The 23,207-nt window shown below is 75.1% G+C and carries 24 protein-coding genes; 12 read left to right on the top strand and 12 right to left on the bottom strand.

Annotated features, from left to right (window positions below; genetic code table 11):
- The 4 genes from K330_RS0101735 (at position 1) to K330_RS0101720 (ending at position 3,210) form a co-directional block, all read left to right on the top strand.
- On the top strand, positions 1 to 321 hold the full coding sequence (locus tag K330_RS0101735) for a rhodanese-like domain-containing protein (RefSeq protein ID WP_022920134.1): 321 nt from the start codon (positions 1 to 3) through the stop codon (positions 319 to 321).
- A complete protein-coding gene (locus K330_RS18470; protein WP_022920133.1) occupies positions 318 to 836 on the top strand; it encodes a rhodanese-like domain-containing protein in 519 nt (172 codons plus the stop codon). Before K330_RS0101735 ends, K330_RS18470 begins: the two co-directional genes overlap by 4 nt.
- A gap of 135 nt (positions 837 to 971) precedes the next feature.
- On the top strand, positions 972 to 2,582 hold the full coding sequence (locus K330_RS24430) for a flotillin family protein (protein WP_022920132.1): 1,611 nt from the start codon (positions 972 to 974) through the stop codon (positions 2,580 to 2,582).
- 64 nt (positions 2,583 to 2,646) lie between these two features.
- On the top strand, positions 2,647 to 3,210 hold the full coding sequence (locus tag K330_RS0101720; protein ID WP_022920131.1) for a dihydrofolate reductase family protein: 564 nt from the start codon (positions 2,647 to 2,649) through the stop codon (positions 3,208 to 3,210).
- A 29-nt stretch (positions 3,211 to 3,239) separates the two neighbouring features.
- Here K330_RS0101720 and xdhC read toward each other — a convergent pair whose 3' ends face one another.
- The 4 genes from xdhC to K330_RS0101700 are packed head-to-tail and all read right to left on the bottom strand — an operon-like array spanning position 3,240 to position 9,098.
- Positions 3,240 to 4,079, bottom strand: coding sequence for a xanthine dehydrogenase accessory protein XdhC (gene xdhC / locus K330_RS0101715; RefSeq protein ID WP_022920130.1), 840 nt, complete (start codon positions 4,077 to 4,079; stop codon positions 3,240 to 3,242).
- Complete coding sequence (gene xdhB, locus K330_RS0101710; RefSeq protein ID WP_022920129.1) at positions 4,079 to 6,523, bottom strand: xanthine dehydrogenase molybdopterin binding subunit; 2,445 nt, start codon at positions 6,521 to 6,523, stop codon at positions 4,079 to 4,081. Before xdhB ends, xdhC begins: the two co-directional genes overlap by 1 nt.
- Positions 6,520 to 8,037 carry a xanthine dehydrogenase small subunit gene (locus K330_RS0101705; protein WP_022920128.1) on the bottom strand — a complete coding sequence of 506 codons (1,518 nt, stop codon included), beginning with the start codon at positions 8,035 to 8,037 and terminating at the stop codon, positions 6,520 to 6,522. The genes xdhB and K330_RS0101705 overlap by 4 nt, the downstream gene beginning before the upstream one ends.
- A 47-nt stretch (positions 8,038 to 8,084) precedes the next feature.
- Positions 8,085 to 9,098, bottom strand: coding sequence for a DNA topoisomerase IB (locus K330_RS0101700; protein WP_022920127.1), 1,014 nt, complete (start codon positions 9,096 to 9,098; stop codon positions 8,085 to 8,087).
- A gap of 114 nt (positions 9,099 to 9,212) precedes the next feature.
- Between K330_RS0101700 and K330_RS0101695 the strand changes: the two genes are divergently transcribed.
- Positions 9,213 to 10,067, top strand: a complete 855-nt coding sequence (locus tag K330_RS0101695) for a CoA transferase (protein ID WP_022920126.1) — start codon at positions 9,213 to 9,215, stop codon at positions 10,065 to 10,067.
- Positions 10,068 to 10,149: 82 nt separating this feature from the next.
- Positions 10,150 to 10,491, top strand: a complete 342-nt coding sequence (gene fdxA / locus K330_RS0101690; RefSeq protein WP_022920125.1) for a ferredoxin — start codon at positions 10,150 to 10,152, stop codon at positions 10,489 to 10,491.
- A 6-nt stretch (positions 10,492 to 10,497) separates the two neighbouring features.
- Here the strand turns inward: fdxA and K330_RS0101685 are convergent, their stop codons facing one another.
- A complete protein-coding gene (locus K330_RS0101685) occupies positions 10,498 to 11,250 on the bottom strand; it encodes a helix-turn-helix transcriptional regulator (RefSeq protein WP_022920124.1) in 753 nt (250 codons plus the stop codon).
- Positions 11,251 to 11,367: 117 nt separating this feature from the next.
- Here K330_RS0101685 and K330_RS0101680 point away from each other — a divergent pair, with 117 nt between their 5' ends.
- A complete protein-coding gene (locus K330_RS0101680) occupies positions 11,368 to 11,724 on the top strand; it encodes a VOC family protein (RefSeq protein WP_022920123.1) in 357 nt (118 codons plus the stop codon).
- Between the two features lie 4 nt (positions 11,725 to 11,728).
- Here K330_RS0101680 and K330_RS0101675 read toward each other — a convergent pair whose 3' ends face one another.
- From K330_RS0101675 to K330_RS0101665, 3 genes are all read right to left on the bottom strand, one after another.
- Positions 11,729 to 12,346 carry a sugar O-acetyltransferase gene (locus tag K330_RS0101675; RefSeq protein ID WP_029202196.1) on the bottom strand — a complete coding sequence of 206 codons (618 nt, stop codon included), beginning with the start codon at positions 12,344 to 12,346 and terminating at the stop codon, positions 11,729 to 11,731.
- 113 nt (positions 12,347 to 12,459) lie between these two features.
- Positions 12,460 to 13,041, bottom strand: coding sequence for a DUF4262 domain-containing protein (locus tag K330_RS0101670; RefSeq protein ID WP_022920121.1), 582 nt, complete (start codon positions 13,039 to 13,041; stop codon positions 12,460 to 12,462).
- A 103-nt stretch (positions 13,042 to 13,144) separates the two neighbouring features.
- Positions 13,145 to 14,317: a glycerate kinase gene (locus K330_RS0101665; RefSeq protein ID WP_022920120.1), complete on the bottom strand. Its 1,173-nt coding sequence runs from the start codon at positions 14,315 to 14,317 to the stop codon at positions 13,145 to 13,147.
- Positions 14,318 to 14,354: 37 nt separating this feature from the next.
- Between K330_RS0101665 and K330_RS18460 the strand changes: the two genes are divergently transcribed.
- Entirely contained in the window at positions 14,355 to 15,071 is a 717-nt protein-coding gene (locus K330_RS18460) for an MOSC domain-containing protein (RefSeq protein ID WP_022920119.1), read from the top strand.
- Between the two features lie 40 nt (positions 15,072 to 15,111).
- On the top strand, positions 15,112 to 15,729 hold the full coding sequence (locus K330_RS0101655) for a malonic semialdehyde reductase (RefSeq protein ID WP_022920118.1): 618 nt from the start codon (positions 15,112 to 15,114) through the stop codon (positions 15,727 to 15,729).
- A gap of 12 nt (positions 15,730 to 15,741) precedes the next feature.
- Here the strand turns inward: K330_RS0101655 and K330_RS0101650 are convergent, their stop codons facing one another.
- On the bottom strand, positions 15,742 to 16,938 hold the full coding sequence (locus tag K330_RS0101650; RefSeq protein WP_022920117.1) for a winged helix DNA-binding domain-containing protein: 1,197 nt from the start codon (positions 16,936 to 16,938) through the stop codon (positions 15,742 to 15,744).
- Positions 16,939 to 16,976: 38 nt separating this feature from the next.
- Between K330_RS0101650 and K330_RS0101645 the strand changes: the two genes are divergently transcribed.
- Together K330_RS0101645 and K330_RS18455 are read left to right on the top strand one after the other, a co-directional pair.
- Positions 16,977 to 17,600 (top strand): class I SAM-dependent DNA methyltransferase, encoded by a 624-nt coding sequence (locus K330_RS0101645; RefSeq protein ID WP_022920116.1) that lies wholly within the window; start codon positions 16,977 to 16,979, stop codon positions 17,598 to 17,600.
- Positions 17,601 to 17,671: 71 nt separating this feature from the next.
- Positions 17,672 to 19,603 carry an adenylate/guanylate cyclase domain-containing protein gene (locus K330_RS18455; RefSeq protein WP_022920115.1) on the top strand — a complete coding sequence of 644 codons (1,932 nt, stop codon included), beginning with the start codon at positions 17,672 to 17,674 and terminating at the stop codon, positions 19,601 to 19,603.
- Between the two features lie 52 nt (positions 19,604 to 19,655).
- Here the strand turns inward: K330_RS18455 and K330_RS0101635 are convergent, their stop codons facing one another.
- A complete protein-coding gene (locus K330_RS0101635) occupies positions 19,656 to 20,666 on the bottom strand; it encodes an MsnO8 family LLM class oxidoreductase (RefSeq protein ID WP_022920114.1) in 1,011 nt (336 codons plus the stop codon).
- A gap of 47 nt (positions 20,667 to 20,713) precedes the next feature.
- On the opposite strand from K330_RS0101635, the gene K330_RS0101630 reads away from it, so the two are divergent.
- Positions 20,714 to 21,079 carry a bleomycin resistance protein gene (locus tag K330_RS0101630; RefSeq protein WP_022920113.1) on the top strand — a complete coding sequence of 122 codons (366 nt, stop codon included), beginning with the start codon at positions 20,714 to 20,716 and terminating at the stop codon, positions 21,077 to 21,079.
- A 48-nt stretch (positions 21,080 to 21,127) separates the two neighbouring features.
- On the opposite strand, the gene K330_RS18450 is transcribed toward K330_RS0101630, so the two are convergent.
- Positions 21,128 to 21,712 carry a GNAT family N-acetyltransferase gene (locus K330_RS18450; protein WP_022920112.1) on the bottom strand — a complete coding sequence of 195 codons (585 nt, stop codon included), beginning with the start codon at positions 21,710 to 21,712 and terminating at the stop codon, positions 21,128 to 21,130.
- A gap of 27 nt (positions 21,713 to 21,739) precedes the next feature.
- A complete protein-coding gene (locus tag K330_RS0101620) occupies positions 21,740 to 23,164 on the bottom strand; it encodes a serine hydrolase domain-containing protein (RefSeq protein ID WP_022920111.1) in 1,425 nt (474 codons plus the stop codon).
- Positions 23,165 to 23,207: the final 43 nt, after the last annotated feature.

Below are 23,207 nucleotides of genomic sequence, written 5' to 3'. Positions count from 1 at the left end.
ATGAGCCGTGACATCTCCCTGCAGACCTTCCTCGCCCGTCACGCCGACGGCGCCTTCGTCCTGGACGTCCGCGAGCCGGCCGAGTACGTCTCCGGCCACGTGCCCGGCGCCGTCCTCGCGCCGATGAGCCGGATCACCTCCTCCCTCGACGGCGTGCCGCGCGACCGCACGGTCCACGTCATCTGCCAGTCGGGCAACCGCAGCCGCTCGATGGCCGACCTGCTCGGCGCGCTGGGCTACGACGCCGTCTCGGTCGACGGCGGGACGTCCGGGTGGGCGCAGGCCGGGCGGCCGCTCGTCACCGGCACCCAGGCAGCATGACCCTGCCCCCCGCCCGGACCCTGCCGGCCCTGGCCGTGCCGGCGCTGGCGCTCGTGCTCGCCGGGTGCGGCGGCGCGTCGGCGGCCCCGGGCACCGCTCCGGCCGAGGCGGCCGGCACCACCGTCACCGGGGCGGCCGTCACGGAGGCGCCCCTCGCCGAGGAGCCCCCGGTGCCCGAGCCCGCCAGCGCGCCCGTCAACGGCGCCACGCTCGACGTCGACCGGTTCGCCGCCGCCGTCAGGGTGCCCGGCACGGTGGTCCTGGACGTGCGCACCCCGGCGGAGTTCGCCGAGGGCCACCTCGAGGGCGCGCAGAACCTCGACGCCTCCTCGCCCGGGTTCACCGCGACGCTGGAGCTGCTGGACCCCGACGACACCTACGCGGTGTACTGCCGCAGCGGCAGCCGCTCGGCCGCCGCGATGCAGCAGATGCTCGACCGCGGCTTCACCGCGGTCTACCACCTCGACGGGGGCATCGGGGCCTGGACCGCGGCGGGCCGCCCGACCGTGCGCTGACCTTTCCCCACCTGCACCGACGGGACCGGTAGGGTGGCGGCAGCCATCTTGGGGGGCGCCGGTCGTCGGCAGGCGAGCGGGCCGTTCCCGGCGACGACGCCGGCCCCGCACGACTGCCCTGCCTCAAGGAGCCCCATGGATCTCGCCGGCCCCGTCCTGATCGTCGTGGCGATCCTCGTCGTCCTCGTCGCCCTGGCGGTGGTCGCCTTCGTCTACGCCAAGGTGCGCTTCAAGATCGCCACCCCCGACGAGGCGCTCATCATCACCGGCCGCAAGAGCGGGACCCCGGTGATCAACCCCGAGACCGGCGACGAGACCACCGACCTGTCCGGCCAGCGCGTCGTCATCGGTGGCGGCACGTTCGTCAAGCCGATCTTCGAGCAGGTGGCGCGGCTGTCCCTGGCCTCGCAGAGCTTCCCGGTGACGGCCGAGGACGCCACCACCAAGAGCGGCGTCGGGGTCACCCTGCGCAGCATCGCGGTCGTCAAGGTCGGCGGCACCGAGCGCATGGTGCGGGCCGCGGCCCAGCGGTTCGCCGGGCGCAGCCAGGAGCAGGTCATCGAGCAGCAGACCAGCGAGGTCCTCGTCGGCGTGCTGCGCACGATCGCGGGCACCCTGACCGTCGAGTCGATCCTCTACGAGCGCCAGGACTTCTCCAAGGAGGTCAAGGACATCGCCGTCCCGATGCTCGCCGAGCGCGGCCTGATCCTGGAGAACTTCGAGATCCAGACGGTCGAAGACTCCGGCGACTACATCCGCAACCTGGGCCGGCCCCGCGCTGCTGCGGTGGCCCGGGACGCCGAGATCGCCGAGGCGCAGGCGCAGCAGGAGAGCACCGAGCGCTCCAACGAGGCCGCCGTCCAGATCGCGGAGTCCAACAAGGCGCTGGCGCTGCGCAACGCGCACATCGCCCAGGAGACGGCGACCGCCAAGGCGGAGGCCGAGGCGGCGCAGGAGCGCGCGGAGGCCGAGGCCCAGCAGGCCGTGCTGGTGCAGCAGGAGCAGGTGGCGCTGCGCCGGGCGGCGCTGCGCGAGCAGGAGCTGCAGACCGAGGTGCGCAAGCCCGCCGAGGCGCGCAAGTACGAGGCGGCCCAGGAGGCCGACGCCCGCAAGTACGCCGCGGAGCAGGAGGCGGAGGCGGCCAAGACGGCCGCGATCCGCAAGGCTGAGGCGGAGGCCCAGCGCACGACCGCGCAGGCCGACGCGGAGGCCGCGGCGCTGCGCGCGCGGGCCGAGGCGGCGCTGGTCGAGCAGCAGCGCAACGCCGAGGGCGCCCTGGCGCGGGCGCGCGCCGAGGCGGACGGCGTGCAGGCGCGGGGTGAGGCCGAGGCCGCGGCCGAGCGGGCCAAGGGTGAGGCACGCGGTGCCGCCATCAAGGCGGAGGCCGACGCCTACCAGACCTTCCCCGAGTCGGCGCGCCTGCAGATGGTCCTCGACGCGCTGCCGCGGATGGCGCAGCCCTATGCCGACGCGCTCGGCAGCATCGACGACATCACCGTCATCGACCGCGACGGCGCCTCCCGGCTCTCCGGCCAGGTCTCGGCCGGGGTGCAGGAGCTCGCGACGCTGCTCAAGGCCCAGACCGGGGTCGACCTGCTCGAGCTGGTGCGTGGCGGCACGGGCACCGGTGCCCGCACCTCGGCCGGGGGTGCCGCGGACGTGACGGTGGCGGGTGACGGCGCCACGGGTGCGGCGGCGGCGACCAGCGCCGGCCCGGAGGACCCTGCCGGGAGCACCGACCGGTAGCGCGGGCGGCTGGCGTGCGCGAGGCTGGTGCTGCACGCTCCCGCCCGTCCGTCCGGAGGCGCCCATGGGCAGACTGATCTACGCGGCCAACACCTCCCTCGACGGCTATCTCGAGGACGAGGCCGGCTCCTTCGACTGGTCGGTGCCCGACGACGAGGCCCACGCGTTCTGGAACGAGCACGAGCGACGCATCGGCACCTCGCTCTACGGTCGCCGCATGTACGAGACGATGAAGGTCTGGGAGGACGACGACTGGCTGGCGGGTGAGCCGGCCGTGGTCCGCGACTACGCCACGATCTGGCGGGACACGGACAAGGTCGTCTACTCCTCGACGCTCGAGGCCGTGTCGACGGCACGGACGCGCATCGAGCGGCGGTTCGACCCCGAGGCGGTCCGACGGCTCAAGGAGGGGTCCGACGCGGACCTGAGCGTCGGCGGCGCCACCCTGGGTGCCGAGGCGTTCCGTCACGGGCTGGTCGACGAGTGCGTCCTGCTCCTGTGCCCCGTGGTCGTGGGCGGCGGCAGGCCGGCGCTGCCCCGGGGCCTCAGGCTCGACCTGGAGCTGCTCGACCATCGGCGGTTCGACAACGGGGTGGTCGGCGTGCACCACGCGGTGCGGCAGGTCTGAGCGTCGGCCCGCCCGACGACGACCAGCCCTCAGGCGCGACGGTCCGCCCCACGCAGCGCGTCCCCCCCGACGGCCGCGCCGAACCTGGTCAGCAGGTCGGCGGCGACGCTGACGGCGATGACCGCGGGCTCCTTGCCGACGAGGCCGGGCAGCCCGATGGGCGTGACGACCCGCGCCACGTCCTCGTCGCCGAGGCCGTTGTCCAGCAGTCGTCTGCGCAGCCGGGCCCACTTCGCGCCCGAGCCGATCAGCCCCACCGTCCCCAGCCCCTCGGTGCGCAGCGCGGCGTCGACGACCGCCGCGTCCTCGGCGTGGTCGTGCGTCATGACCAGCACGTGGGTCCCCGCCGGAAGCTCGGACAGCACGAGCTCGGGCAGGACGGGTATCGCGTGCGGGTGCACGCGCGCGTCGGCGTCGGCGAGCGGGGCCAGCGCCTGCTCGGTCAGGGCGGAGGGTCGGGTGTCGACCAGGTGCAGGTCGAGGTCGTGGCGGGCGAGGATGCGCGCCAGCTCGTGCCCCACGTGGCCCATGCCGAAGATCGCGACGGACGGCACCACGGGCAGGGGCTCCAGCAGCACACCCACCTCGCCGCCGCAGCACTGCACACCGTGCCGGGACGGGACGCGGTCGGAGAGGGTCGTGGTGAACGTCTCGGGCACCGAGGCTCCCTCGGAGAGCATGGCGCGGGCGCGCTCGACGGCCAGCGCCTCGAGGTTGCCGCCGCCGACGGTGTCCCAGGTGGCGTCCGCGGCGACGACCATCTTGGCACCGGCGGCGCGCGGGGCGTGCCCGCGGACGGTGGTGAGGGTGACGAGCACCCCCGCCTCCCTGCGCGACCGCAGGTGCTCGACGGCCGCCAGCCAGCGCATCAGGCCTCCGACAGGCCGGAGAGCGCGGCCTCGGACTCCGGGCGGCGCTCCGGCGCGTGCGGGTCCGGCCCGGGCGGGCGCGCACCGAGCCCGGCGGTGACCTCGCCGGCCCTGCCGTGCGCCGACCGGGCCTCCTGGAGCGCCCAGAAGACGGCCTCCGGCGTGGCCGGGCTGGCCAGGTCGACGCTGGTGCCCTCGGGCCCGAAGGCGGCGCACGCCTGGCGCAGCGCCTCGCGCACCGACAGCGCCAGCATGAGCGGCGGCTCGCCGACCGCCTTGGAGCCGTAGACGGCGCCCTCCTCGGAGGCGTGCTCGAGCAGTTTCACATGGAACACCGGTGGCATCTCCGAGAAGCTCGGCAGCTTGTAGGTGCTGGCGCTCTGCGTGAGCAGGCGGCCGCGGTGCTCCCCGTCGCCCTCGTCCCAGCGCAGGTCCTCCAGGGTCAGCCAGCCCGCGCCCTGGACGTAGGCGCCCTCGATCTGGCCCACGTCGACGAGCGGGGAGAGACTGTCGCCGACGTCGTGGACGATGTCGACGCGCCGGGTCCGGTAGGCGCCGGTGAAGCCGTCGACCTCGACCTCGGTGGCGGCGACACCGTGGGCGAAGTACTTGAACGGGCTGCCGCGCATGACTCGGGAGTCCCAGTGCAGCCCCTCGGTCCGGTAGTAGCCGGCGGCGAACAGCTGCACCCGGGCGAAGTAGGCGCTGTGGACCAGGTCGTCCCAGGGGAGCGTCTCGGTCGTGCCCAGCCCGCCGACCACCCCGTCGCGGAAGCGGACGTCGGGCGCCGGCACCCCGAGCCGCTGGGCCGCGACCTGCGCCAGCCGCCCGCGGATCTGCTCGCAGGCGTCCTTGACCGCCGCGCCGTTGAGGTCGGCGCTGGAGGAGGCCGCCGTCGCGGAGGTGTTGGGCACCTTGTCGGTGCGGGTCGGGGCGAGCCGGACCGCGGCCGGCGGCACCCCCAGCGTGGTCGCCGCGACCTGCAGCATCTTGGTGTGCAGCCCCTGGCCCATCTCCGTGCCGCCGTGGTTGATGAGCACCGAGCCGTCCTTGTAGACGTGCACGAGCGCCCCGCCCTGGTTGAAGGCCGTGAGGTTGAAGGAGATCCCGAACTTCACGGGGGTGACGGCCACCGCCCGCTTGACGTGCTCGTGCTCGGCGTTGAAGCGCGCCACCTCGGCCCGGCGACGGTCGAGCTCACCCTCGGTGCTCACCTGCTCCCACGCTGCGCGCACCCGGCCGGCCTGCGTGATGACCTGCCCGTAGGGGGTGGACTGGCCGTCGGCGTAGAAGTTGCGCCGGCGCAGCTCGTGCGGCTCGATGCCGAGCAGCGGGGCGCACCGGCCGAGGATGTCCTCGATGACGAGCATGCCCTGGGGCCCGCCGAAGCCGCGGAAGGCGGTCTGGGAGGTCTTGTGCGTCCGGGCGATGCGGCCGGTGACCCGCACGTGGGGGATCCAGTAGTTGTTCTCGACGTGGCACAGCGCCCGGGCCAGCACCGGCTCGGACAGGTCCAGGCTCCAGCCGCCGTCCGAGGTCAGCGTGGCCTCGAGCGCCTGCAGCCGCCCCTCCTCGTCGAAGCCGACCCGCCAGTCGGCGTGGAACCCGTGCCGCTTGCCGGTCATCGTCAGGTCCTGGGTGCGGTTGAGCCGGAGCCGGACGGGACGGCCGGTCAGGCGGGCGCCGAGGGCGGCGATCGCGGCATACCCGTGCGGCTGCATCTCCTTGCCGCCGAAGCCGCCCCCCATCCGCAGGCACTGCACGGTCACCTCGTGGCTGCGCAGGCCGAGGACGTGCGCGACGATCTCCTGGGTCTCGCTGGGGTGCTGGGTGCTGCTCTGCACGAAGATCCTGCCGTCGTCCTCGACCGAGGCGAGGCTGGCGTGGGTCTCCAGGTAGAAGTGCTCCTGGCCGGCGAGCTCGGTCTGCCCGGAGAAGGTGCGCGCCGCCCCCGCGAGCGCGGACCGGACGTCACCGCGCTCGACGGTCGGCTGCGCGCCCTGGAAGCTGTCCGCGGCGACCGCCTCGGCCAGCGTGACGAGGGAGGGCAGCGGCTCGTAGTCGACCTCGACCGCGGCGGCCCCCCGCCGGGCCGCCTCCTGCGTCGCCCCCAGCACCCAGCACACCGCGTGCCCGTAGAAGCACACCTCCTGGGGGAAGAGCGGCTCGTCGCCCTTGACGCCGGCGTCGTTGACGCCCGGCACGTCGGCCGCGGTGAGGACGCGGACGACGCCGGGGACGGCCAGGGCCGGCCCGGTCCGCAGCTCGAGCACGCGCGCGTGGGCGTGCGGCGCCTGCACCGGCCAGGCGTGCAGGACGTCCTTGGTCCGGGGGGTCAGGTCGTCGGTGTAGAGCGCGTGCCCCGTGACGTGCAGCCGGGCCGACTCGTGCGGCACGGCCCGGCCCACGACCGGGTCGGGCGGACGCTCGGACAGCGAGCTCACGACCCGCCTCCGTCCGTCATGGCGTGCAGCCGCAGCAGGGACTGCTCCAGCACGGCCCGGCGGTAGCGGTCGCTGGCCCGGTGGTCGGACAGGGGCGTGCCCTCCGAGCCCAGGACGGCGGCGGCGTGCGCGACGGCCGCCCCGCCCCACGCCATACCCGTGAGCGCCTGCTCGGTGCGCAGCGCCCGCACCGGGGTGGCCGCCACGCCGCCCAGGCCGACCCGCGCGCGCACGACGGTGCCGTCGACGAGGTCGAGCGCGAACGCCACGGCCACGCTGGAGATGTCGTCGAAGCGGCGCTTGGCGACCTTGGTGAAGGCGGTGGTCGTGGCGAGCGGCAGCGGGACCCGCACCTCGCGGATGAGCTCGTCGGCGGCGCGGACGCTCGTGCGGTAGCCGGTGAAGTAGTCCGCCAGCGCGACCGTGCGGTCGCCGTCCGGCCCGCTGAGCACGAGCGTGGCCTCCAGGGCGAGCAGCACGGGGGCGGCGTCGCCGATGGGCGAGGCGGTGGCGAGGTTGCCGCCGAGGGTGGCGCCGTTGCGGATCAGCCGGGAGGCGAACTGCGGGAACAGCTCGGCCAGCAGCGGCACCCGCCCGGCCAGGCCACGCTCCACCTCGGTGAGGGTGAGGGCCGCGCCGATGCGGATCTCGTCGGCGCCGACCTGCAGGTCGCGCAGCTCGGGCAGCCGGTCGACCGCGACGAGCAGCCGGGGCCGGGCGCCGCGCAGGTTGACCTCGACGCCCAGGTCGGTCGAGCCGGCCAGGACGACCGCCTCAGGGTGCTCGGCGAGCAGGGCGGTCGCCTCCCGCAGCGAGGCCGGTCGCACAAAACCGGCGCCGTCCGCCTCCAGGCGGGTATGCCGTGCCGGGGGCGGAGGGGTCGCGCGCCGCCCGGCGAGCGGGTCGGCGGCGTCCGGGTGCCCGAGGGCGAAGGCGGCGTCCTTGATCGGCCGGTAGCCGGTGCACCGGCACAGGTTGCCGGAGAGGGCGTGCAGGTCGAAGCCGTTGGGGCCGTGCTCGTGGTCGTCGTCGTGGTCGTCGTCGTGGGCGTCATCGTGGTCCGCGTGGCGGCCGTCGCGGTAGAACTCGGCGGCCATCGCGCACACGAAGCCCGGGGTGCAGTAGCCGCACTGGGACCCGCCGCGCTCCGCCAGCTCCTGCTGGACCGGGTGCAGCCGTCCGGGCGTGCCGAGCCCCTCTGCGGTGATGACCTCCTGCCCGTCCAGCGCGGTGACCGGCAGCAGGCAGGCGTTGACCGCGACCCACTCGGTCGGCGGCGCCTGCGCGGCGGAGCCCGGCCTGGCCACCAGGACCGCGCAGGCACCGCACTCGCCCTCGGCGCACCCCTCCTTGGCGCCGGTGAGCCCGCGGGCGCGCAGCCAGTCCAGGACCGTGGTGTGCGGCGTGACCCCCTCGAGCGGCAGCGGTGCGCCGTTGACCGTCAGCCCGGCGCCGTCCTGCGCCGCGGCGCCGCTGGCGGGCTGGCCACCTGCGGGGACGGACGTCGTCGTCATTCCCGGCTCCTCCTCCTCGACAGCCTCACCGTACCGCCGCGGCGGCCTCAGTCGCCCTCCTCGGCGCCGAGCAGCTCACGCACGGCCTCCTCGACCGCGCCCTGGCGCCGCACCGGGGTCCGGCCCTCCTTGGCCGCCGGCACCGTGACGGTCTCGCCCTCCTCGTACTGCTCGATGACGCGCGGGTCGATGTAGGAGCCCTTGGCGATCGTGGGCGTGTTGCCGAGGAACTCCGAGACCTCCTCCACCGCCGCCCTCACCGCGCGGCGGCGTGAGGTCACGGTGTCGCCGGGCTCGGGCGAGCTGGCCAGCGCGACCGCCGCGTGGACGGTCGCGTGCCAGGTGCGGAAGTCCTTGGCCGTCAGCTGTCCGTCGAACAGGTCGCCGAGGTAGGTGTTGACGTCGTCGGCGTCCAGGTCGTGCCAGCCCCTGCCGTCTCGGTAGGCCAGCACCCGCTGGGAGGCGGTGCGCCGGCGCCGCATCTGGCGCAGCGCGGCGGTGACGTCCTCGTCCTCGATCGTCAGCTCCTGCTCGACGCCGCTCTTGCCGACGAAGCAGAACCGCAGGCCGCCCCGGACGGACCGCACGTGCTGGCGCTCCAGCGTGGTCAGGCCGAAGGAGCCGTTGACGTCGGTGTAGACGTCGTGCCCGATCCGGAAGTAGCCCTTGTCGAGCATCCGCACGGCGGTCGCGCAGGCGCGCTCCCACGGCATACCCTCCCGGCGCAGGTCGCGGCTCACCCGCTTGCGCGCCGCGGGCAGGAGCCGGGAGGCCTCGACGATCCGCTCGAACTTCAGCTCGTCCTGCCGGGCCCGCCAGTCGGGGTGGTAGAGGTACTGCCGGCGCCCGGCGTCGTCGGTCCCCACGGCCTGGATGTGCCCGTTGGCGCGGGGGCAGATCCACACGTCTCGCCAGGCCGGCGGGATCGCCAGGCTCCTGATGCGCTCGACGTCCTCGGCGGGCAGCTTCGCGCCCTCCTCGTCGCGGTAGCTGAAGCCCTTGCCCGCCCGGCGCCGGGTCCAGCCGGCCTCGTCGGGCGAGACCCTGCGGAGTCTGACCATGGAGAAGTATGCGGTCGCGCCGCGCCTGCTCGGCAACCCGAACCGGCACGGCCGCGCAGCGGGGGCTGCCGCGGCTACGGTGGGCACCGTCGGCGTCGACCCGGAGGTGTGCTCATGGCGGTGACCACTGCGCGAGGGACCGGTGGGCAGCTGCCCCTCGAGGGCCTGCGCGTGGTCTCCCTGGCGGTGAACCTGCCAGGGCCTCTGGCCGCCGCCCGGCTGCACGAGCTCGGCGCGGACGTCACCAAGGTCGAGCCGCCCGCCGGGGACCCGCTCGAGCACTACGTCCCCCGGTGGTATGTCGAGCTGGCCGCCGGCCAGCGCGTGGTCCGGCTGGACCTGCGCAGCGCCGACGGACGGGACGGGCTGGAGGGCCTGCTCGCGCGCTCGGACCTCCTGCTCACCTCGATGCGCCCGTCCGCCGCCGCCCGGCTGGGACTGGCCGGCAGCGTGCGCCGGCACCGCCTCGCACACGTCGAGATCGTCGGTGACGACGGCGACGCGGAGGTGCCCGGCCACGACCTGACCTACCAGGCGGCCCACGGCCTGCTCCGGCCGCCGGACAACCCGACCGTGCTGGTCGCCGACACGCTCGGTGCCGAGCGTGCGGTGAGCGCCGCGCTGCTGGCGTGGGGCTCGGTGGCCCGGGGCTTCGAACCCCCGCACCTGCGGGTCTCGCTCGCGGAGGCGGCCGCGGCGGCCGGTGCGGCCCTCCGCCAGGGGTTGACCGGCCCCGGCGGGCTGCTGGGTGGGGCGCTGCCGGGCTACGGCATCTACGCCACCGCGGACGGCCACGTGGCGGTCGCCGCGCTGGAGCCGCAGTTCGCCGCGGCCCTGGCCGAGCACGTCGGCCGCACCCGCGAGGAGCTCACCACCGCGTTCGCGGCGCGCACGACCGCGCAGTGGGAGGCCGTCGCCGCCGAGCACGACCTGCCGCTCACCGGGCTGCGACCACCGGTGGGAGCCTGAGTCCGCCGAGCGTCTCCCTCCCTTGTTTCAACGAGACCTGTCGTGAATACTGGGAGGGTCATCGTTCCCCGAGGAGGCCACCGTGACCTATGTGATCGCCCAGCCGTGCATCGACGTCCTGGACCGGGCCTGCGTCGAGGAGTGTCCGGTGGACTGCATCTACGAGGGCGAACGGATGCTCTACATCCACCCGGACGAGTGCGTCGACTGCGGCGCCTGCGAGCCGGTCTGCCCGGTCGAGGCCATCTACTACGAGGACGACCTGCCGACCGAGTTCACCCCCTACCTGCAGGACAACGCCGACTTCTTCTTCGACACCCTGCCCGACCGGGACGAGCCGCTGGGCTCCCCCGGTGGTGCCGCCAAGCTGGGGCCGCTGCGGGTCGACACCCCGCTGGTCGCCGCCCAGCCGCCGCAGGCCTGAGCCTGGTCAGCGCCCGGCCGTCGCCCGGACCCGCGCGACGCACAGCGAAGGGGTGACGAACGGCTCGAGCCGCTCCACCGCGGCGGCCGAACCGGTGGCCTCCAGCACCCCCTCCATGAGCCCGAGGTGCACGGCGCAGGGCACCGCGCGGTCCTCCCGGGCCAGCCGCAGGAACGGGCAGTGGTGCACCCGGACCGTCGCGGCCCCCGGCGCCCCGGTGCTCACCTCCGGCGCGAAGCCGGCGTCGTCGAGGACCCGCGTCAGCTCCTCAAGCGATGCGTCCCAGGGGTCGACAGGACCGGTGGGCCCGGTGGTCGGGCCACCCTCCTGCGGGTCGGGCAGGCTGCGTCCCCAGGACCGTCCGGCGGCCTCCGCGCGCGCGACGGGGTCACCCGCCTCGCCCAGCTGCCCGGCGAGCACCCGCGCCAGCAGCTCGTAGTTGTCGTGCCCGGCCCCGTCGCGGTCCCGCCGGGCCACGAAGGTCAGGGGCGGGCGGCCCGGCCCCTGGGAGACGCCGGTGCGCCGCTCGACCGCCCCCTCCTCCAGGAGCCGGTCGAGGTGAAAACGGACGGTGTTCTCGTGCAGGCCGGTGGCCTCGGCCAGAGCCCTGACCCCCAGGCCCTCCCAGGAGGCCCTGATGACGTCGAGGAGCGCGGCACGTCGCGCTCCGGCCCGCCGGTCGGCAGCGGTCGCCGACCGGGAGGTGGCGGTCTGCTGCACCGGCCCGTATGCGGGCGTGAGCGGGTCCGGCGGCGTCATTTCCACAGCATACGCGGGGGAAACCGGTGCGCAGACCCGCGTCCTGTGCCAGTCTCGTCAGGTGCGGGCGGGGACCTCCCGGCCCGGACGCGCACCGACGCACGAAGGAGCGGGACGATGGCGCACGGAGACATCACCCACATCGACATCCCGGTGAGCGACATGGGCCGGGCCCAGTCGTTCTTCGGCGAGATCTTCGGGTGGCAGATCGCCGAGATCGAGGGGTACGAGGGCTACCCCATGTGGCAGGCCCCGAACAAGATCAGCGGCGGCGGGCTCGCCCCGCGCTCGGAGGGCTTCACCCAACCCCGCAGCTATGTCGAGGTCGACTCGATCGACGAGACCCTCGCGCGGGTGACCGAGCTGGGAGGCAGCGTGCAGATGGAGAAGTCGCCGATCAGCGAGACGAGCTGGTGGGCCATCTTCACCGACCCCGACGGCAACACCATCGGCCTCTACGAAGGCACCACCTGAGGGCTCAGCCGTCGGCAGGTGCGGGGTCGGCCAGGCGCCGGACCACGCGGGCCGGGTTGCCCACGGCCACGACGTCGGCCGGCAGGTCCCTGGTGACGACCGCGCCGGCCCCGACGACCGTGTTGTCCCCGATGGTCACGCCGGGCAGCACGATCACGCCACCGCCGAGCCAGACGTTGTCGCCGATGCGGATCGGCCGGGCCGCCTCCCACTTGTCCCGGCGCGGCCCGGGCTCGAGCGGGTGGGTGGGCGTCAGCAGCTGCACGTTGGGCCCGATCTGCACGTCGTCCCCGATGACGACGGGTGCGACGTCGAGGGCGACCAGGCCGAAGTTGGCGAAGGACCGCGCACCGACCGAGATGTTGGAGCCGTAGTCGACGCGCAGCGGCGGGCGGATCTCGGTGTCCTCCCCCACCGAGCCCAGCAGCTCCTCGAGCAGGCGTCGACGCAGCGGGGCCTGGCGGACCGTCGTGGCGTTGTAGGTGTCCATGAGGTCGAGCGCCCGGGTGCTCAGCTCCGCCAGCTCCGGGTCGTCGGCGATGTAGAGGTCGCCCGCCTCCATGCGTTCGCGCATGCTGCGGGTGTCCTCGTGCGCTGGCTGCTCCTGGTCTGCTGTCGGCATCCGCCCACCCTAGTGACAGCAGGCTCGGGCCCCTGCCGCCGACGGTGCGGGCCACGGGCCTGCGGTCCGCGGGGCTGTCGTCGGCCGGTCCCGCGGTCCGGCAGGCCCGGTCATCAGGCGCGGTAGTGCCCCGGCCGCGGCTGCAGGCAGGGGACCGGGAGGTGCCCCTCGTCCCAGGGGTATCGACCCTCGGCGTCGGACCAGGTCAGCTGGTAGGCCGGCACGGACGCGACGAGCGGACGGTCGTAGTAGCCGTTGGCCTCGAACAGGACCATCCCCGGGTTGGGCAGCTCCTCGACGAGCACCTGCAGCCCGTCCACCTCGGTGAGCTCGCCCGGGGTGAGGTCGCCCTGGTGCTCAAGGACGCGGTGCGCCAGCACGTTGAGCAGGTTGGCAGCCGGCTCCGGGGAGAGCCCGAGGACCACGAGCTCGGGATGGCCGACGCCGAACAGGCCGGTGGTGTAGCAGAAGGGCACGGCCAGCCGGTCCGGGAGCTCGTCCAGGTCCTCGACGACACCGGCCAGCGGGTCGCTGTCGTCGCTCCCGAGCGGCTCGCGGCCACCGGGACAGCAGTCGCACGCGGCCGAGGCCTCACCCCCGACGTAGGTGAGGTGCACGCCGTAGCTGCGGATGTTGTCGGTGATGCGGCGCCGCTCCTGGTCCCAGACAGCTCGCCTTGCCGATGACACGGTCATGTGGGTCCCTCCCCGCGCACCCCCTGTGCGCGTCCGTCACCCACGCTAGTGGTGCGGCGTCGGCCGGACCTGCGGCTGTCCACAGGGCCGACGGGGGGCGCGGTCAGGCGCGGTGGGCGAGCGCCGCGCACGCGTGCGCGGCGGCGTCCTCGAGGAGCTGGGGCGCGCGCTCGAGCAGGTCCTCCAGCGACGCCGGGCCGGGCGCGATCGACCACGCGGCGGTCAGGCCGGCGGCCCGGCACTCGGCGGCGGTGAGCAGGACCCGCCCGGCCAGCACGACGACGGCGGCCTCCGGTCGCGCGAGGCGCCGCACCGCGTCGACCACCTTGCCGCCCAGCGACTGCTCGTCGAGGCTGCCCTCCCCGGTCAGGACGACGTCGGCGCTCGCCAGAGCCTCCCCCAGGCCGACCGCCTCCGCGACCAGCTCGGCCCCCGGGCTCAGCGTCGCACCGAGGAGCGTGGTCAGGGCCAGCGGCAGCCCGCCGGCCGCACCCAGCCCCGCGCGGTCCAGGAGGTCCGCCCGCCGGACCCCCGTGTGCTCGGCGAGGACCCCTGCCAGGTGTGCCAGGCCGGAGTCCAGCACCGCGACGTCCCCCTCGTCGGCCCCTTTCTGCGGGCCGAAGACCGCCGCCGCGCCCCGGGGGCCGCACAGCGGGTTGTCGACGTCGACGGCGATGAGCCAGCCCACCTCGCGGGCCCGCGGGTGCAACCCGGAGTCGTCGACCCGCCGCACCCGCGCCAACCCCGCACCGCCGGGTGCCGCCGGCGACCCGGAGGCGTCGACGAAGCGGGCGCCCAGCCCCGTGAGCAGTCCCGTCCCCCCGTCCGTGCTGGCGGAACCGCCCACGCACAGCAGCACCTGCCGGAGCGCGGTGGCGTCCGGGTGGTCCAGCACCGCGCGGGCGATGAGCCCGACGCCGTGGCTGTCGGCCCGCAGCGGCTGCAGCGGGACGTCGGAGACGTGGGGCAGCCCGTTGCCCTCCGCCGCCTCGACCACGGCGGTGCGACCGTCGGGCGACAGCCCCCAGCGGCCCGTCCGCGGCCGTCCGAGGGCGTCGACCGTGCGCACCTCGTGGGGGTGCGCGCCCCAGGCGGCGAGCAGGGCCTCCAGGGTCCCCTCCCCGCCGTCGGCCATCGGCACCTCGGTCACCTGGGCGTCCTCCCCCAGCGCGCTGCGGGCGCCCCGTGCCATCGCGGCCGCCGCCTCCGCCGCGGTGAGGCTGCCCTTGAAGGAGTCGGGCGCGACCACGACGGAGGGTGGACGGTGCGGACGCATGACCCGACTGTAGTGACCCGGCCGATAGCCTCACCGCATGTCGTGCGCGGTGACGGCCATCCGGCGCTACCCGGTGAAGTCCATGGGCGGGGAGCCGCTCGAGCGCGTGACCGTGGACCCGCGCGGGCTGCAGGGCGACCGCTGGTATGCCGTGGTGGACGGCGAGGGTCGGCTGGCCTCGGCCAAGGACTCGCGCCGCTTCCGGCGCCGCGACGAGATCCTCGACTACACGGCGGCGACCCGGGACGGTCAGGTGCTGGTGACCGGGCCGGAGGGCACCTGGCCGGTGGGCGACCCTGCGCTGGACGCGGTCCTGACGGGGCGCACGGGCAGCGGCGTGCAGGTGCTCCCCGAGCGCGACGTCCCTCACCAGGACGGCGGCGCCGTCTCGCTGGTGGGCACCGCCACGCTCGACTGGTGCGCGCAGCGGTGGGGCGTGGACGCCGACCCCCGGCGGTTGCGGGTCAACCTCGTCGTCGCGACGACGGAGCCGTTCGTGGAGGAGACGTGGACGGGCCGGGCTCTCGTCGTGGGCGTGTGCACCCTCCGGGTGGTGGAGCGCATCCCGCGCTGCCGCACGATCGACGTCCGCCAGGACGGCGTCGAGCCGCGCGGGCGGTGGCTCCGGCCGCTGGGGACCGAACGGGACGCGTGCCTGGCCGTCTACGCGGACGTGGTGTCGCCGGGCGAGGTCGGCGTCGGTGACCGGCTCCGCGTCGAGGACCCCGCGAGCGAGGGCACCCTGGCCGGATGAGCCCGGGAATGGCCGCAGGTAGTTGTCTGTTCAACAGACCATGACCACGACGACCCCGCTGCCCGACGTCCTCGCCCTCGACGAGCAGGCTCAGGACCTGCTCTTCCGAGAGGCCAGGACGGCCAACGCCTTCACCGACGAGCCGGTGAGCGACGAGCAGCTGGCCGCGATCTACGACCTGGTCCGGTGGGGGCCGACGGCCATGAACAGCCAGCCGCTGCGCGTCGTGCTGCTCCGCTCCGAGGAGGCCAGGGCGCGCCTGCTGCCCCACCTGGCCGAGGGCAACCGTGCCAAGACCGCCCAGGCGCCGGTGGTGGCCGTGCTGGCGATGGACCTCGACTTCCACGAGGAGCTCCCCCGCGTCTTCCCCCACGCCGCGGGCCTGCGGGACCGGCTGGACGCCGACGAGGACGCCCGACGCAGCACCGCTCTCCTCAACGCCGGCCTGCAGGTCGGCTACGCCATCCTGGGCATCCGGGCCGCCGGTCTGGCCGCGGGTCCGATGACCGGCCTGGACGCCCACGCCGTCACCCGCGAGTTCTTCCCCGACGGGCGCCACCAGGTCCTCGCGGTCGTCAACATCGGTCACCCGGCCGAGGATGCCTGGATGGAGCGTCTGCCCCGCCTGCCCTTCGAGGACGCCGTCACCCTGCTCTGAGCCGACGCGCCGTCAGGGCAGCCGTGCGCCCTTCATGAGCCGCGACGCGTAGACGTGGGGGACGACCACCCCGTCGAGCCAGCCGCTCAGGCACGCCGCCTCCTCCCGCAGGGCCGCCCGCCCCTGCCGCCCTGCCCGCGCGGTGCCCGCCGGCGTCAGGACCACCTGCACCGTCCCGTCGGGGTCCTGGACCCAGGCACCCACCACCCGGCCGTCCCACCAGGCGGTCGTGCCCGCGTTGCCGTTGGTGTCGAACAGGTAGGGCACGTCGGCGGGGTCGAGGTAGTGCTCCCGGCCACGCCACCCCATCGTCGTGGCGTCGAGCGTGGGCAGCAGCGCCGCCCACGGCTCGACCGGGTCCGCCGGCTCCGTGTCGTCCGGCAGCACCCAGCCGCTGTGCCCGTCGGCGAGGGACACCTCGACCGCGCCGACGTCCGCCAGGGCGGTCCGCACCGCCGAGACGGTGGAGCCGAGCCACCACCGCAGGTCGTCGGCCGTCCCGGGGCCGAACGTGCGCAGCCAGCGGCGCACCAGCTCGGCATACCCCTCCTCGGGGCAGACCGGCTCCACGTCCTCGCCCAGCCAGTCCGCCGTCAGCGTCCAGGTCGGTCGCCAGGTGCGCCAGTGGCCGGCGTTGGGGCCGCGGGTGATCCGCCCCTCCGCGCCGAGCACCGCCAGGACGCGGGGCGCCACCGGGAAGGTGCCGCCGTACCTCGTGCCGACGCCCACCGTGACCGTGCCGGTCAGCTCCGGCACCTCCTCGCGCAGCCGCCGCGCCGGGAGGGGCTCGGAGCCCGCGAGGTGGCGCAGCACCGCCTCGCAGGCCGCCTCCAGCCAGGCGGTGCCGTCGCGGGCGATCCCGTGGCGCTCCACGTCACGGGTCAGGCGTCGCCGCTGCTCCGCCGCCACCCGGGCGGCCGCGCTGCCGAGAGCGGCGGGCAGCAGGTCCCGCGGCAGCACGAAGAGCGTGCGCCGCATCGCCAGCTGCCGCACCACCGACCGTTGCTCGTAGAGCGCCCGGTCGACCTGCTCCGGTCCGACCCCGTCGGTGCGGGCGCCGACGGACAGGTATGGCGTGGCCGACTCGGTCGAGTGCAGCACCGTCATCGCGCGCGTCGCGGAGAGGACGTCGTCGAGGCGGTGGGCGGGGTGCAGGCCGTGCCGGCGGGCCAGGCGGGCTCGGCGCTCGGCGTCGTCGACGTGTCGCATCGCCACCCAGCATCGCACCCCCGTGGCAGGCTGGGCCCATGGGAAGCGAGCACTTCGACGAGAAGGCGGCCGACTGGGACTCCGACCCCGACAAGGTCGCCCGGGCCCGAGACGTCGCACGCGCTGTCGCGGCTAACGTGCCCTTCGGCGCCGACGCCCGGCTGCTGGAGTACGGCGCCGGCACGGGCCTGGTCACCCAGGCGCTGCTCGGCCGCGTCGGGCAGGTGACGCTCGCCGACAGCTCACCCGGCATGCGGGCCGTCGCGCAGCAGAAGATCGCCGACGGCGCCCTCCCGCCGGACGCCCGGGTCTGGGACCTCGACCTGGAGCACCAGACCGCCCCGCCCGGGCGCTTCGACCTCATCGTCTCCTCGCTGGTGCTGCACCACGTGCGCACGCTCCGGCCCGTCCTGGAGGGCCTGGTGAGCATGCTCGAGCCGGGCGGGCACCTGTGCGTCGCCGACCTCGACGCCGAGGACGGCTCCTTCCACGGGCACCGGCACGACTTCGACGGCCACGACGGCTTCGACCGCGGCGACCTGTCGCGCTCCCTGGAGGCCGCGGGCCTGACCGACGTGGTGATCTCGGACTGCACGACCATCCTGCGCGAGGGCAGGCCCTACTCCGTCTTCCTGGCCACCGCCCGCAAGCCGGTCGACTAGGCCGTCGCGGGCCGCGCACCACCCTTGTGCGGCCCCCGCGGTGGTGACACCATGAGGCGGTAGGGCACCTCATGACCCAGACCGCCGCGACTCCCGACGCCGGCCGCCAGGCAGCAGCGCTTGGCCACTGGAGGGACGCCTACGCCGCCTTCGCGGAGGCAGACGCGAGCGCCCTGGCCCCCGAGGACGTCGAGGTCTACGGCGAGGCGGCGTTCTGGACCTGCCGCCAGGACGAGGCGATCGCGCTGCGGGAGCGCGCGTTCGCGGGCTACCTCGCGCAGGGGGACCTGGCCGCGGCAGCACGGGTGGCGGCGTGGCTGTCCTGGGACCACGTCAGCCGCAACTCCTTCGCGGTGGCGCACGGCTGGCTGGCGAGGGCGGAGCGCCTGCTGGTCGGCCAGCCGGAGTCCGTCGCGCACGCCCACCTCGCCCTCGTCCGGGGGGTGCAGCAGATGGAGTCGGGCAACGTGGCCGAGGCCATGGTCGACCTCGACCGGGCCATCGACCTGGGTGCGCGCTCGGGCGCCAAGGACATCGAGTCCATCGCGCGCGTCTTCAAGGGCCACGGTCTGGTCCGGGGCGGTGAGGTCGACGCGGGGATGGCCCTGCTCGACGAGTCGGCGGCGGCGGCGCTGAGCGGGGAGCTGCCGCCGTTCCCGGCCGGGCTCGTCTACTGCGTCACCATCGACACCTGCCAGGAGGTCGGGGACCTGCGCCGGGCCGCCGAGTGGACCGACGTGGCGAACACCTACTGCGACCGCTTCGACGTCAGCGGGTTCCCAGGGGCCTGCCGCATCCACCGGGCGCAGATGCTGCGGGTCCGGGGCGACTGGGCGGCCGCCGAGGAGCAGGCCACCACCGCCTGCGAGGAGCTGCGTCGCTTCAACTACTGGGTCACCGGCAACGGCCTGTACGAGATCGCCGAGATCCAGCGCATCCGGGGTGACTTCGGAGCGGCGCTGCGCACCTACCGGGAGGCGCACGAGCTCGGCCGCGACCCGCAGCCCGGTCTGGCCCTGCTGCGGCTGACCGAGGGCAAGGTCGAGGCGGCGGCCGCGGCGGTCCGGCGCGCGCTGGAGGCGACGGGTGAGCGGCTGACCCGGCTGCAGCTGCTGCCGGCGCAGGTCGAGATCGCGCTGGCGGCGGGCGACCTGCGCACGGCCCGCGCCGCGCGCGAGGAGCTGGAGAACGGCGTGGAGTCGTTCAAGATCGCCAACCGGGTGGCCCCCGCGTTCGACGCCACGGTGGCGTTGGCGTCGGGACGCATCGCGATGGCCGAGGGCGACTGGGCGCAGGCCGAGCGGGCGCTGCGACGGGCCCGTGACGGCTGGCTGCAGGTCGGGGCCCCCTTCGAGGTGGCGCGGGCGCGCCTGCACCTGGGGATGGCCTACCGTCGGCAGGGGGACGAGGACGGGGCGACGGCCGAGCTCGAGGCGGCGCTGGCGACCTTCGAACGGCTCGGTGCCCGGCTGGACGAGGAGCGTGCCCGCGAGCTGCTCGGGCGGCTGAGCACCCGGCGCACCTTCGTCTTCACCGACATCGTCGGCTCCACCCAGCTGCTCGAGAGCCTGGGCGACGACCGGTGGCGCCGGCTCCTGGCCCGGCACGACGAGCTGGTGCGCACCCAGGTGCTGGAGGCGGGCGGCGAGGTCATCAAGCAGACCGGCGACGGGTTCTTCGCCGCGTTCGAGCAGCCGCAGGCGGCGGTGCAGGCGGCGGTCGGCGTGCAGCGCGCGCTCGACGCGGAGATCGTCGCTCCCGACGTGCGGATCGGGGTGCACACCGGCGGCGCCTTCCACCCCGAGGGGGACGAAGCCGACTACGGCGGCCAGGGCGTGCACATGGCCGCCCGGGTGGGTGCGGCCGCCGGACCCGGGGAGATCCTCGTCAGCAGGGAGACCCTCGACGGCGTCGCGGGCGCGTTCAGCCTCTCCGAGCCACGCGAGATCGCGCTGAAGGGCTTCGCGGAGCCCGTCGGGGTCGTGGCGGTGGACTGGCGCTGACGTTCCTGGGGACCGCCTCCCGGACGTGCGGCCCTCAGGCACGCCCGGGCCGTCAGGTCAGCCCGTCACCCCGGAGCGCGGCGAGCGCCGCGTCCGCCTGCGCGAGGGCGTCGCGGTCGTAGGTCGAGGTGGACGCCAGCACCTCGACGGCTCCGGTGCGTTCGACGAGGCGGGTCAGCTCGTGCGTGACGTCCTCCGCCGTCCCGTGGACGGACAGTGCGAGCTGCTGCTCGACGACTCCTTCCTGGCGGGCTGTCAGCCGCTCCGGCGGGTCGGGCCGCAGGGGCGGGAAGGCACCGGTCGCCCGCGACTCCGCCATCGCCCACGCCTCGGGCAGCAGCAGCTCACGAGCCTCCTGCCTCGTCGCGGCGATCATGACGTCGAGGCTGATGATGACCTGCGGCTCGGCGCACCGGTCGCTCGGCCGGAAGGCCTCGCGGTAGGCCGAGAGCGGCTCGAGGTCGCCGCGCAGGAGCGGCCCGCCGACGACGACCGGTAGCCCCAGGCGGGCGGCGACGCCCAGGCCGCTGCCGGTGGCCAGGACGAGGACCGGTGGCGGGTCCACGCCACGCGGCATCGCGGTCACCGGCCCGTCGTCGTCGAGGTAGGCGAACACCGCCGCAAGATCCTCGGCGAACCGCTCGGGGCCGTAGCGCTCCACCCCCAGGGCCCGGCGCACCGGCGCGGTGAACCCCAGCGAGCGGCCCAGCCCGAGGTCGATGCGCCCAGGGTGGAGGGCCTCCAGCATCCGGGCCTGCTCGGCGACCACGATCGGCCGGTGGTGGGCCAGCATGACGCCGCCGGAGCCCACCCGGATCCGGGACGTCCGCGCGGCGACCTCGGCCATCAGCACCGGCGGGCTGCCACTGGCGATGCCGGGCACCGCGTGGTGCTCGGCGACCCAGAAGCGGCGGAAGCCCAGCTCCTCGGCCCGCCGGGCCCGCTCGACCGTGCCGAGCAGGGCGTCACCGGGCGCCTCCCCCCGGCGGGTGCGGGAGCGGTCCAGGAGGGAGACGGGCACCGGCAGCCTCGCGGTGCCCGGGCGGGCAGCGTCGTCGTCCATCGCCCCGACCGTATGCCACGCGGCCCCCGGCAGCGCTACCGTCAGACATGGACCACGCGACCCCCAACCTGCCCGCACGGGACCTCACCGCCACCGCGCAGTTCTACGGGCACCTCGGCTTCGAGGAGGCCTACCGCGACGAGTACTGGATGATCCTGACCCGCGGCAGCGTCATGCTCGAGTTCTTCCCGGACCCGCACGTGGACCCCGCGACCAGCAACGTCAGCTGCTGCCTGCGGCTCGACGACGCCGACGCCTTCCTCGAGGTATGCCGTGGCGCCGGTCTGCCCGAGACCGACCAGGGCTGGCCGCGCGTCCACCCGCTGCACCGCGAGGCCTCCGGGCTGCGCATCGGCGCCCTCGTCGACCCGGACGGGTCGCTGCTGCGGGTCATCGAGAACCCCTCCGGCTGACCGGCCACGTGGTGCCCGTCCGGGTGGGGGCGCACCACCGTGGTGCGCTCAGCCGCCGCTGCGCACCTGACGGGCCGAGGAGTCCCACTCGTCCGCGAGCAGGCCGAAGCACAGGCTGTCGGACCAGCCCAGCTCGCGGTGCAGGCCCTCCCGCACGAAGTGGGCCTCCAGGCGCAGACCGACCTTCTCCATGACCCGCCGGGAGGCGTGGTTGCCGGCGAAGCAGTTGGCCTCGACCCGCCGCACCCCCAGCTCGAAGGCGATCGTGACGAGCTCGCGGACGGCCTCCGTCCCGTAGCCCTGACCCCGGTGCGCCGGTGCGACCGCCCAGCCGAGCTCGGCCTGGGTGCCCCTGGCGCGCTCGGCCGCCTCCCGCTGCGCCCAGCCGTCGCGGACGGAGAGCATGAGGTCGCCGACCACCTCGCCGTCGTGCTCGACCACGAGTCCTCTCACGCCGTCGAGCAGCGTGGCGGCGACCTCCTCCACCGACGTCGCGACGGCGCTCAGCCAGTAGGTCGTCGCGGGGTCCGAGCGGTAGGCGTGGACCGCGTGCATGTCCTGCAGCAGCGGCGGCCGGAGCAGGAGCCGCTCGGTGCGACGCGGCCAGGCGAGGTCGGTCAGCGCGCGGGACACGCCCCTGACGCTACTCCCGATGGAGCGTCAGGGGTCGGCGGAGAGCCGGCGCAGCAGGGCCGCGGCCTCCCCGTCGTCGGGGTCGAGCCCGAGCGCGCGGCGCGCGTGCTCGACGGCGTCCGCGGGCCTGCCGTCGACCTCGTGCGCCCAGGCCGACGTCGACCACATCGCCGCCGACCCGGGCCGCAGCCGGCGCCACAGGTCGAGCACCGGTCGGGCCACGTCGGTGCGGTGCATCTCGACCGCACCCCACACGGCGTCCTCCAGGCCGTCGTGCTCCGCGTCGGCGAACCGGGGATCGTCGGCCACCAGCTTGCGGTGCGCCTCGACGGCCGCCGGCACCCCATACCTGTGCAGCACGGGCCCCAGCGGGACGGCCGCGGGCGGTGGTGGTGGGTCGGGCGGTGTCCGGCCGAGCAGCACGTCCACCGCGGCCTCGGCGAGCTGCATGATCGGCGCGGTGTTGCTGTCGGCCAGGACGACGACCCCGAGGCCGAGGTCGGGCCAGAGGGCCAGGTGGGTCTCGAAGCCGGGGTCGGAGCCGGAGTGGTTGACGACGGGGAGCCCGCGGCAGGTGCCCCAGAACCAGCCGAGCGCCGTCTCCGCCTGCCAGACGCCGCCCGAGGGGCCGCGGGGCCTCCACATCGCGGCGTGCGCCTGCGGGGACAGCAGCCCCGCGCCTCCCGCCAGGTGCGCCACCATCCACGTCCCGAGCTCGGCGGCACCGGCGTGCAGGCTCGAGCTGGGCGCGTGCTGCCGGGTGTAGGGGTAGGCGCCGTCCAGCACCCGTGACGGAAGACCCAGGTGCGGGCGCGCGCCGAGCCCCTGCGGGACCTCGGCGGGGAGGAAGGTGCTCGTGGCCATGCCGGCCGGTCGCAGCACCCGGTCCCGCAGGTGGTCCTCGAAGGTGCGCCCGGAGACCACCGCGAGCAGGTGGCCGAGCACCTCGTAGGCGGCGTTGGAGTAGGCGTAGGCGCTGCCCGGGTCCCGCTCCAGCGGCCACCCGGCGACCTGGTTCGCGAACCGGCCCAGCGCCCCGTCGTCGAGCTCGGGCTGGTGCCAGCCGTAGTCGCTGACGTCGCCGATGCCGGAGCGGTGGGAGAGCACGTCGACGAGCGTGATGTCGCCGGCCCGCGGGTCGGCCCACGGCAGGTCCGGCAGGTAGGTCGTCAGCGCCCCGCCGAGGTCGAGCTCGCCCGCCTCCACCAGCTGCATCACCGCGGTGGCCACGAACGACTTGGAGATCGAGGCGAGGTGGAAGGGCGTGTCCGGCGTGACCGGCTCGCCGGTGGAGCGGTCACGGGTGCCGAAGCCGCGTGCCATCACCCGGTCGCGGTCGTGCACGACACAGACCGCCAGGCCGGGGAGCGCCCAGGTGTCGAGGACCTGCTGGACGAACGGCCACAGCAGGGCCTCGACGCGGTCCTCGATGGCCGCCGCCGCGCCGCCCACGGCACGAGGCTACTCCCCTGCGGTGCTGCGCGCCGGGGACGGC

This window comes from Ornithinimicrobium pekingense DSM 21552, from assembly GCF_000421185.1.
Classification (GTDB): domain Bacteria; phylum Actinomycetota; class Actinomycetes; order Actinomycetales; family Dermatophilaceae; genus Ornithinicoccus; species Ornithinicoccus pekingensis.
This window is presented reverse-complemented; position numbering and strand designations above follow the sequence as displayed.

What these genes read in the sequence shown, in the direction of transcription:
- K330_RS0101675 (WP_029202196.1), bottom strand. Translation starts at nt 12,346, where the DNA reads ATGCCGACAGCAGACCAGGAGCAGCCAGCGCACGAGGACACCCGCAGC.
- K330_RS0101680 (WP_022920123.1), top strand. Translation starts at nt 11,368, where the DNA reads ATGGCGCACGGAGACATCACCCACATCGACATCCCGGTGAGCGACATG.
- K330_RS18460 (WP_022920119.1), top strand. Translation starts at nt 14,355, where the DNA reads ATGTCGTGCGCGGTGACGGCCATCCGGCGCTACCCGGTGAAGTCCATG.
- xdhC (WP_022920130.1), bottom strand. Translation starts at nt 4,079, where the DNA reads ATGCGCTGGCTGGCGGCCGTCGAGCACCTGCGGTCGCGCAGGGAGGCG.
- K330_RS0101635 (WP_022920114.1), bottom strand. Translation starts at nt 20,666, where the DNA reads ATGGACGACGACGCTGCCCGCCCGGGCACCGCGAGGCTGCCGGTGCCC.
- K330_RS0101645 (WP_022920116.1), top strand. Translation starts at nt 16,977, where the DNA reads ATGGGAAGCGAGCACTTCGACGAGAAGGCGGCCGACTGGGACTCCGAC.
- K330_RS0101670 (WP_022920121.1), bottom strand. Translation starts at nt 13,041, where the DNA reads ATGACCGTGTCATCGGCAAGGCGAGCTGTCTGGGACCAGGAGCGGCGC.
- K330_RS24430 (WP_022920132.1), top strand. Translation starts at nt 972, where the DNA reads ATGGATCTCGCCGGCCCCGTCCTGATCGTCGTGGCGATCCTCGTCGTC.
- K330_RS18455 (WP_022920115.1), top strand. Translation starts at nt 17,672, where the DNA reads ATGACCCAGACCGCCGCGACTCCCGACGCCGGCCGCCAGGCAGCAGCG.
- K330_RS0101665 (WP_022920120.1), bottom strand. Translation starts at nt 14,317, where the DNA reads ATGCGTCCGCACCGTCCACCCTCCGTCGTGGTCGCGCCCGACTCCTTC.
- K330_RS0101735 (WP_022920134.1), top strand. Translation starts at nt 1, where the DNA reads ATGAGCCGTGACATCTCCCTGCAGACCTTCCTCGCCCGTCACGCCGAC.
- K330_RS0101630 (WP_022920113.1), top strand. Translation starts at nt 20,714, where the DNA reads ATGGACCACGCGACCCCCAACCTGCCCGCACGGGACCTCACCGCCACC.
- K330_RS0101650 (WP_022920117.1), bottom strand. Translation starts at nt 16,938, where the DNA reads ATGCGACACGTCGACGACGCCGAGCGCCGAGCCCGCCTGGCCCGCCGG.
- K330_RS0101655 (WP_022920118.1), top strand. Translation starts at nt 15,112, where the DNA reads ATGACCACGACGACCCCGCTGCCCGACGTCCTCGCCCTCGACGAGCAG.
- K330_RS0101685 (WP_022920124.1), bottom strand. Translation starts at nt 11,250, where the DNA reads ATGACGCCGCCGGACCCGCTCACGCCCGCATACGGGCCGGTGCAGCAG.
- K330_RS0101705 (WP_022920128.1), bottom strand. Translation starts at nt 8,037, where the DNA reads ATGACGACGACGTCCGTCCCCGCAGGTGGCCAGCCCGCCAGCGGCGCC.
- K330_RS0101700 (WP_022920127.1), bottom strand. Translation starts at nt 9,098, where the DNA reads ATGGTCAGACTCCGCAGGGTCTCGCCCGACGAGGCCGGCTGGACCCGG.
- K330_RS0101695 (WP_022920126.1), top strand. Translation starts at nt 9,213, where the DNA reads ATGGCGGTGACCACTGCGCGAGGGACCGGTGGGCAGCTGCCCCTCGAG.
- K330_RS18470 (WP_022920133.1), top strand. Translation starts at nt 318, where the DNA reads ATGACCCTGCCCCCCGCCCGGACCCTGCCGGCCCTGGCCGTGCCGGCG.
- K330_RS0101720 (WP_022920131.1), top strand. Translation starts at nt 2,647, where the DNA reads ATGGGCAGACTGATCTACGCGGCCAACACCTCCCTCGACGGCTATCTC.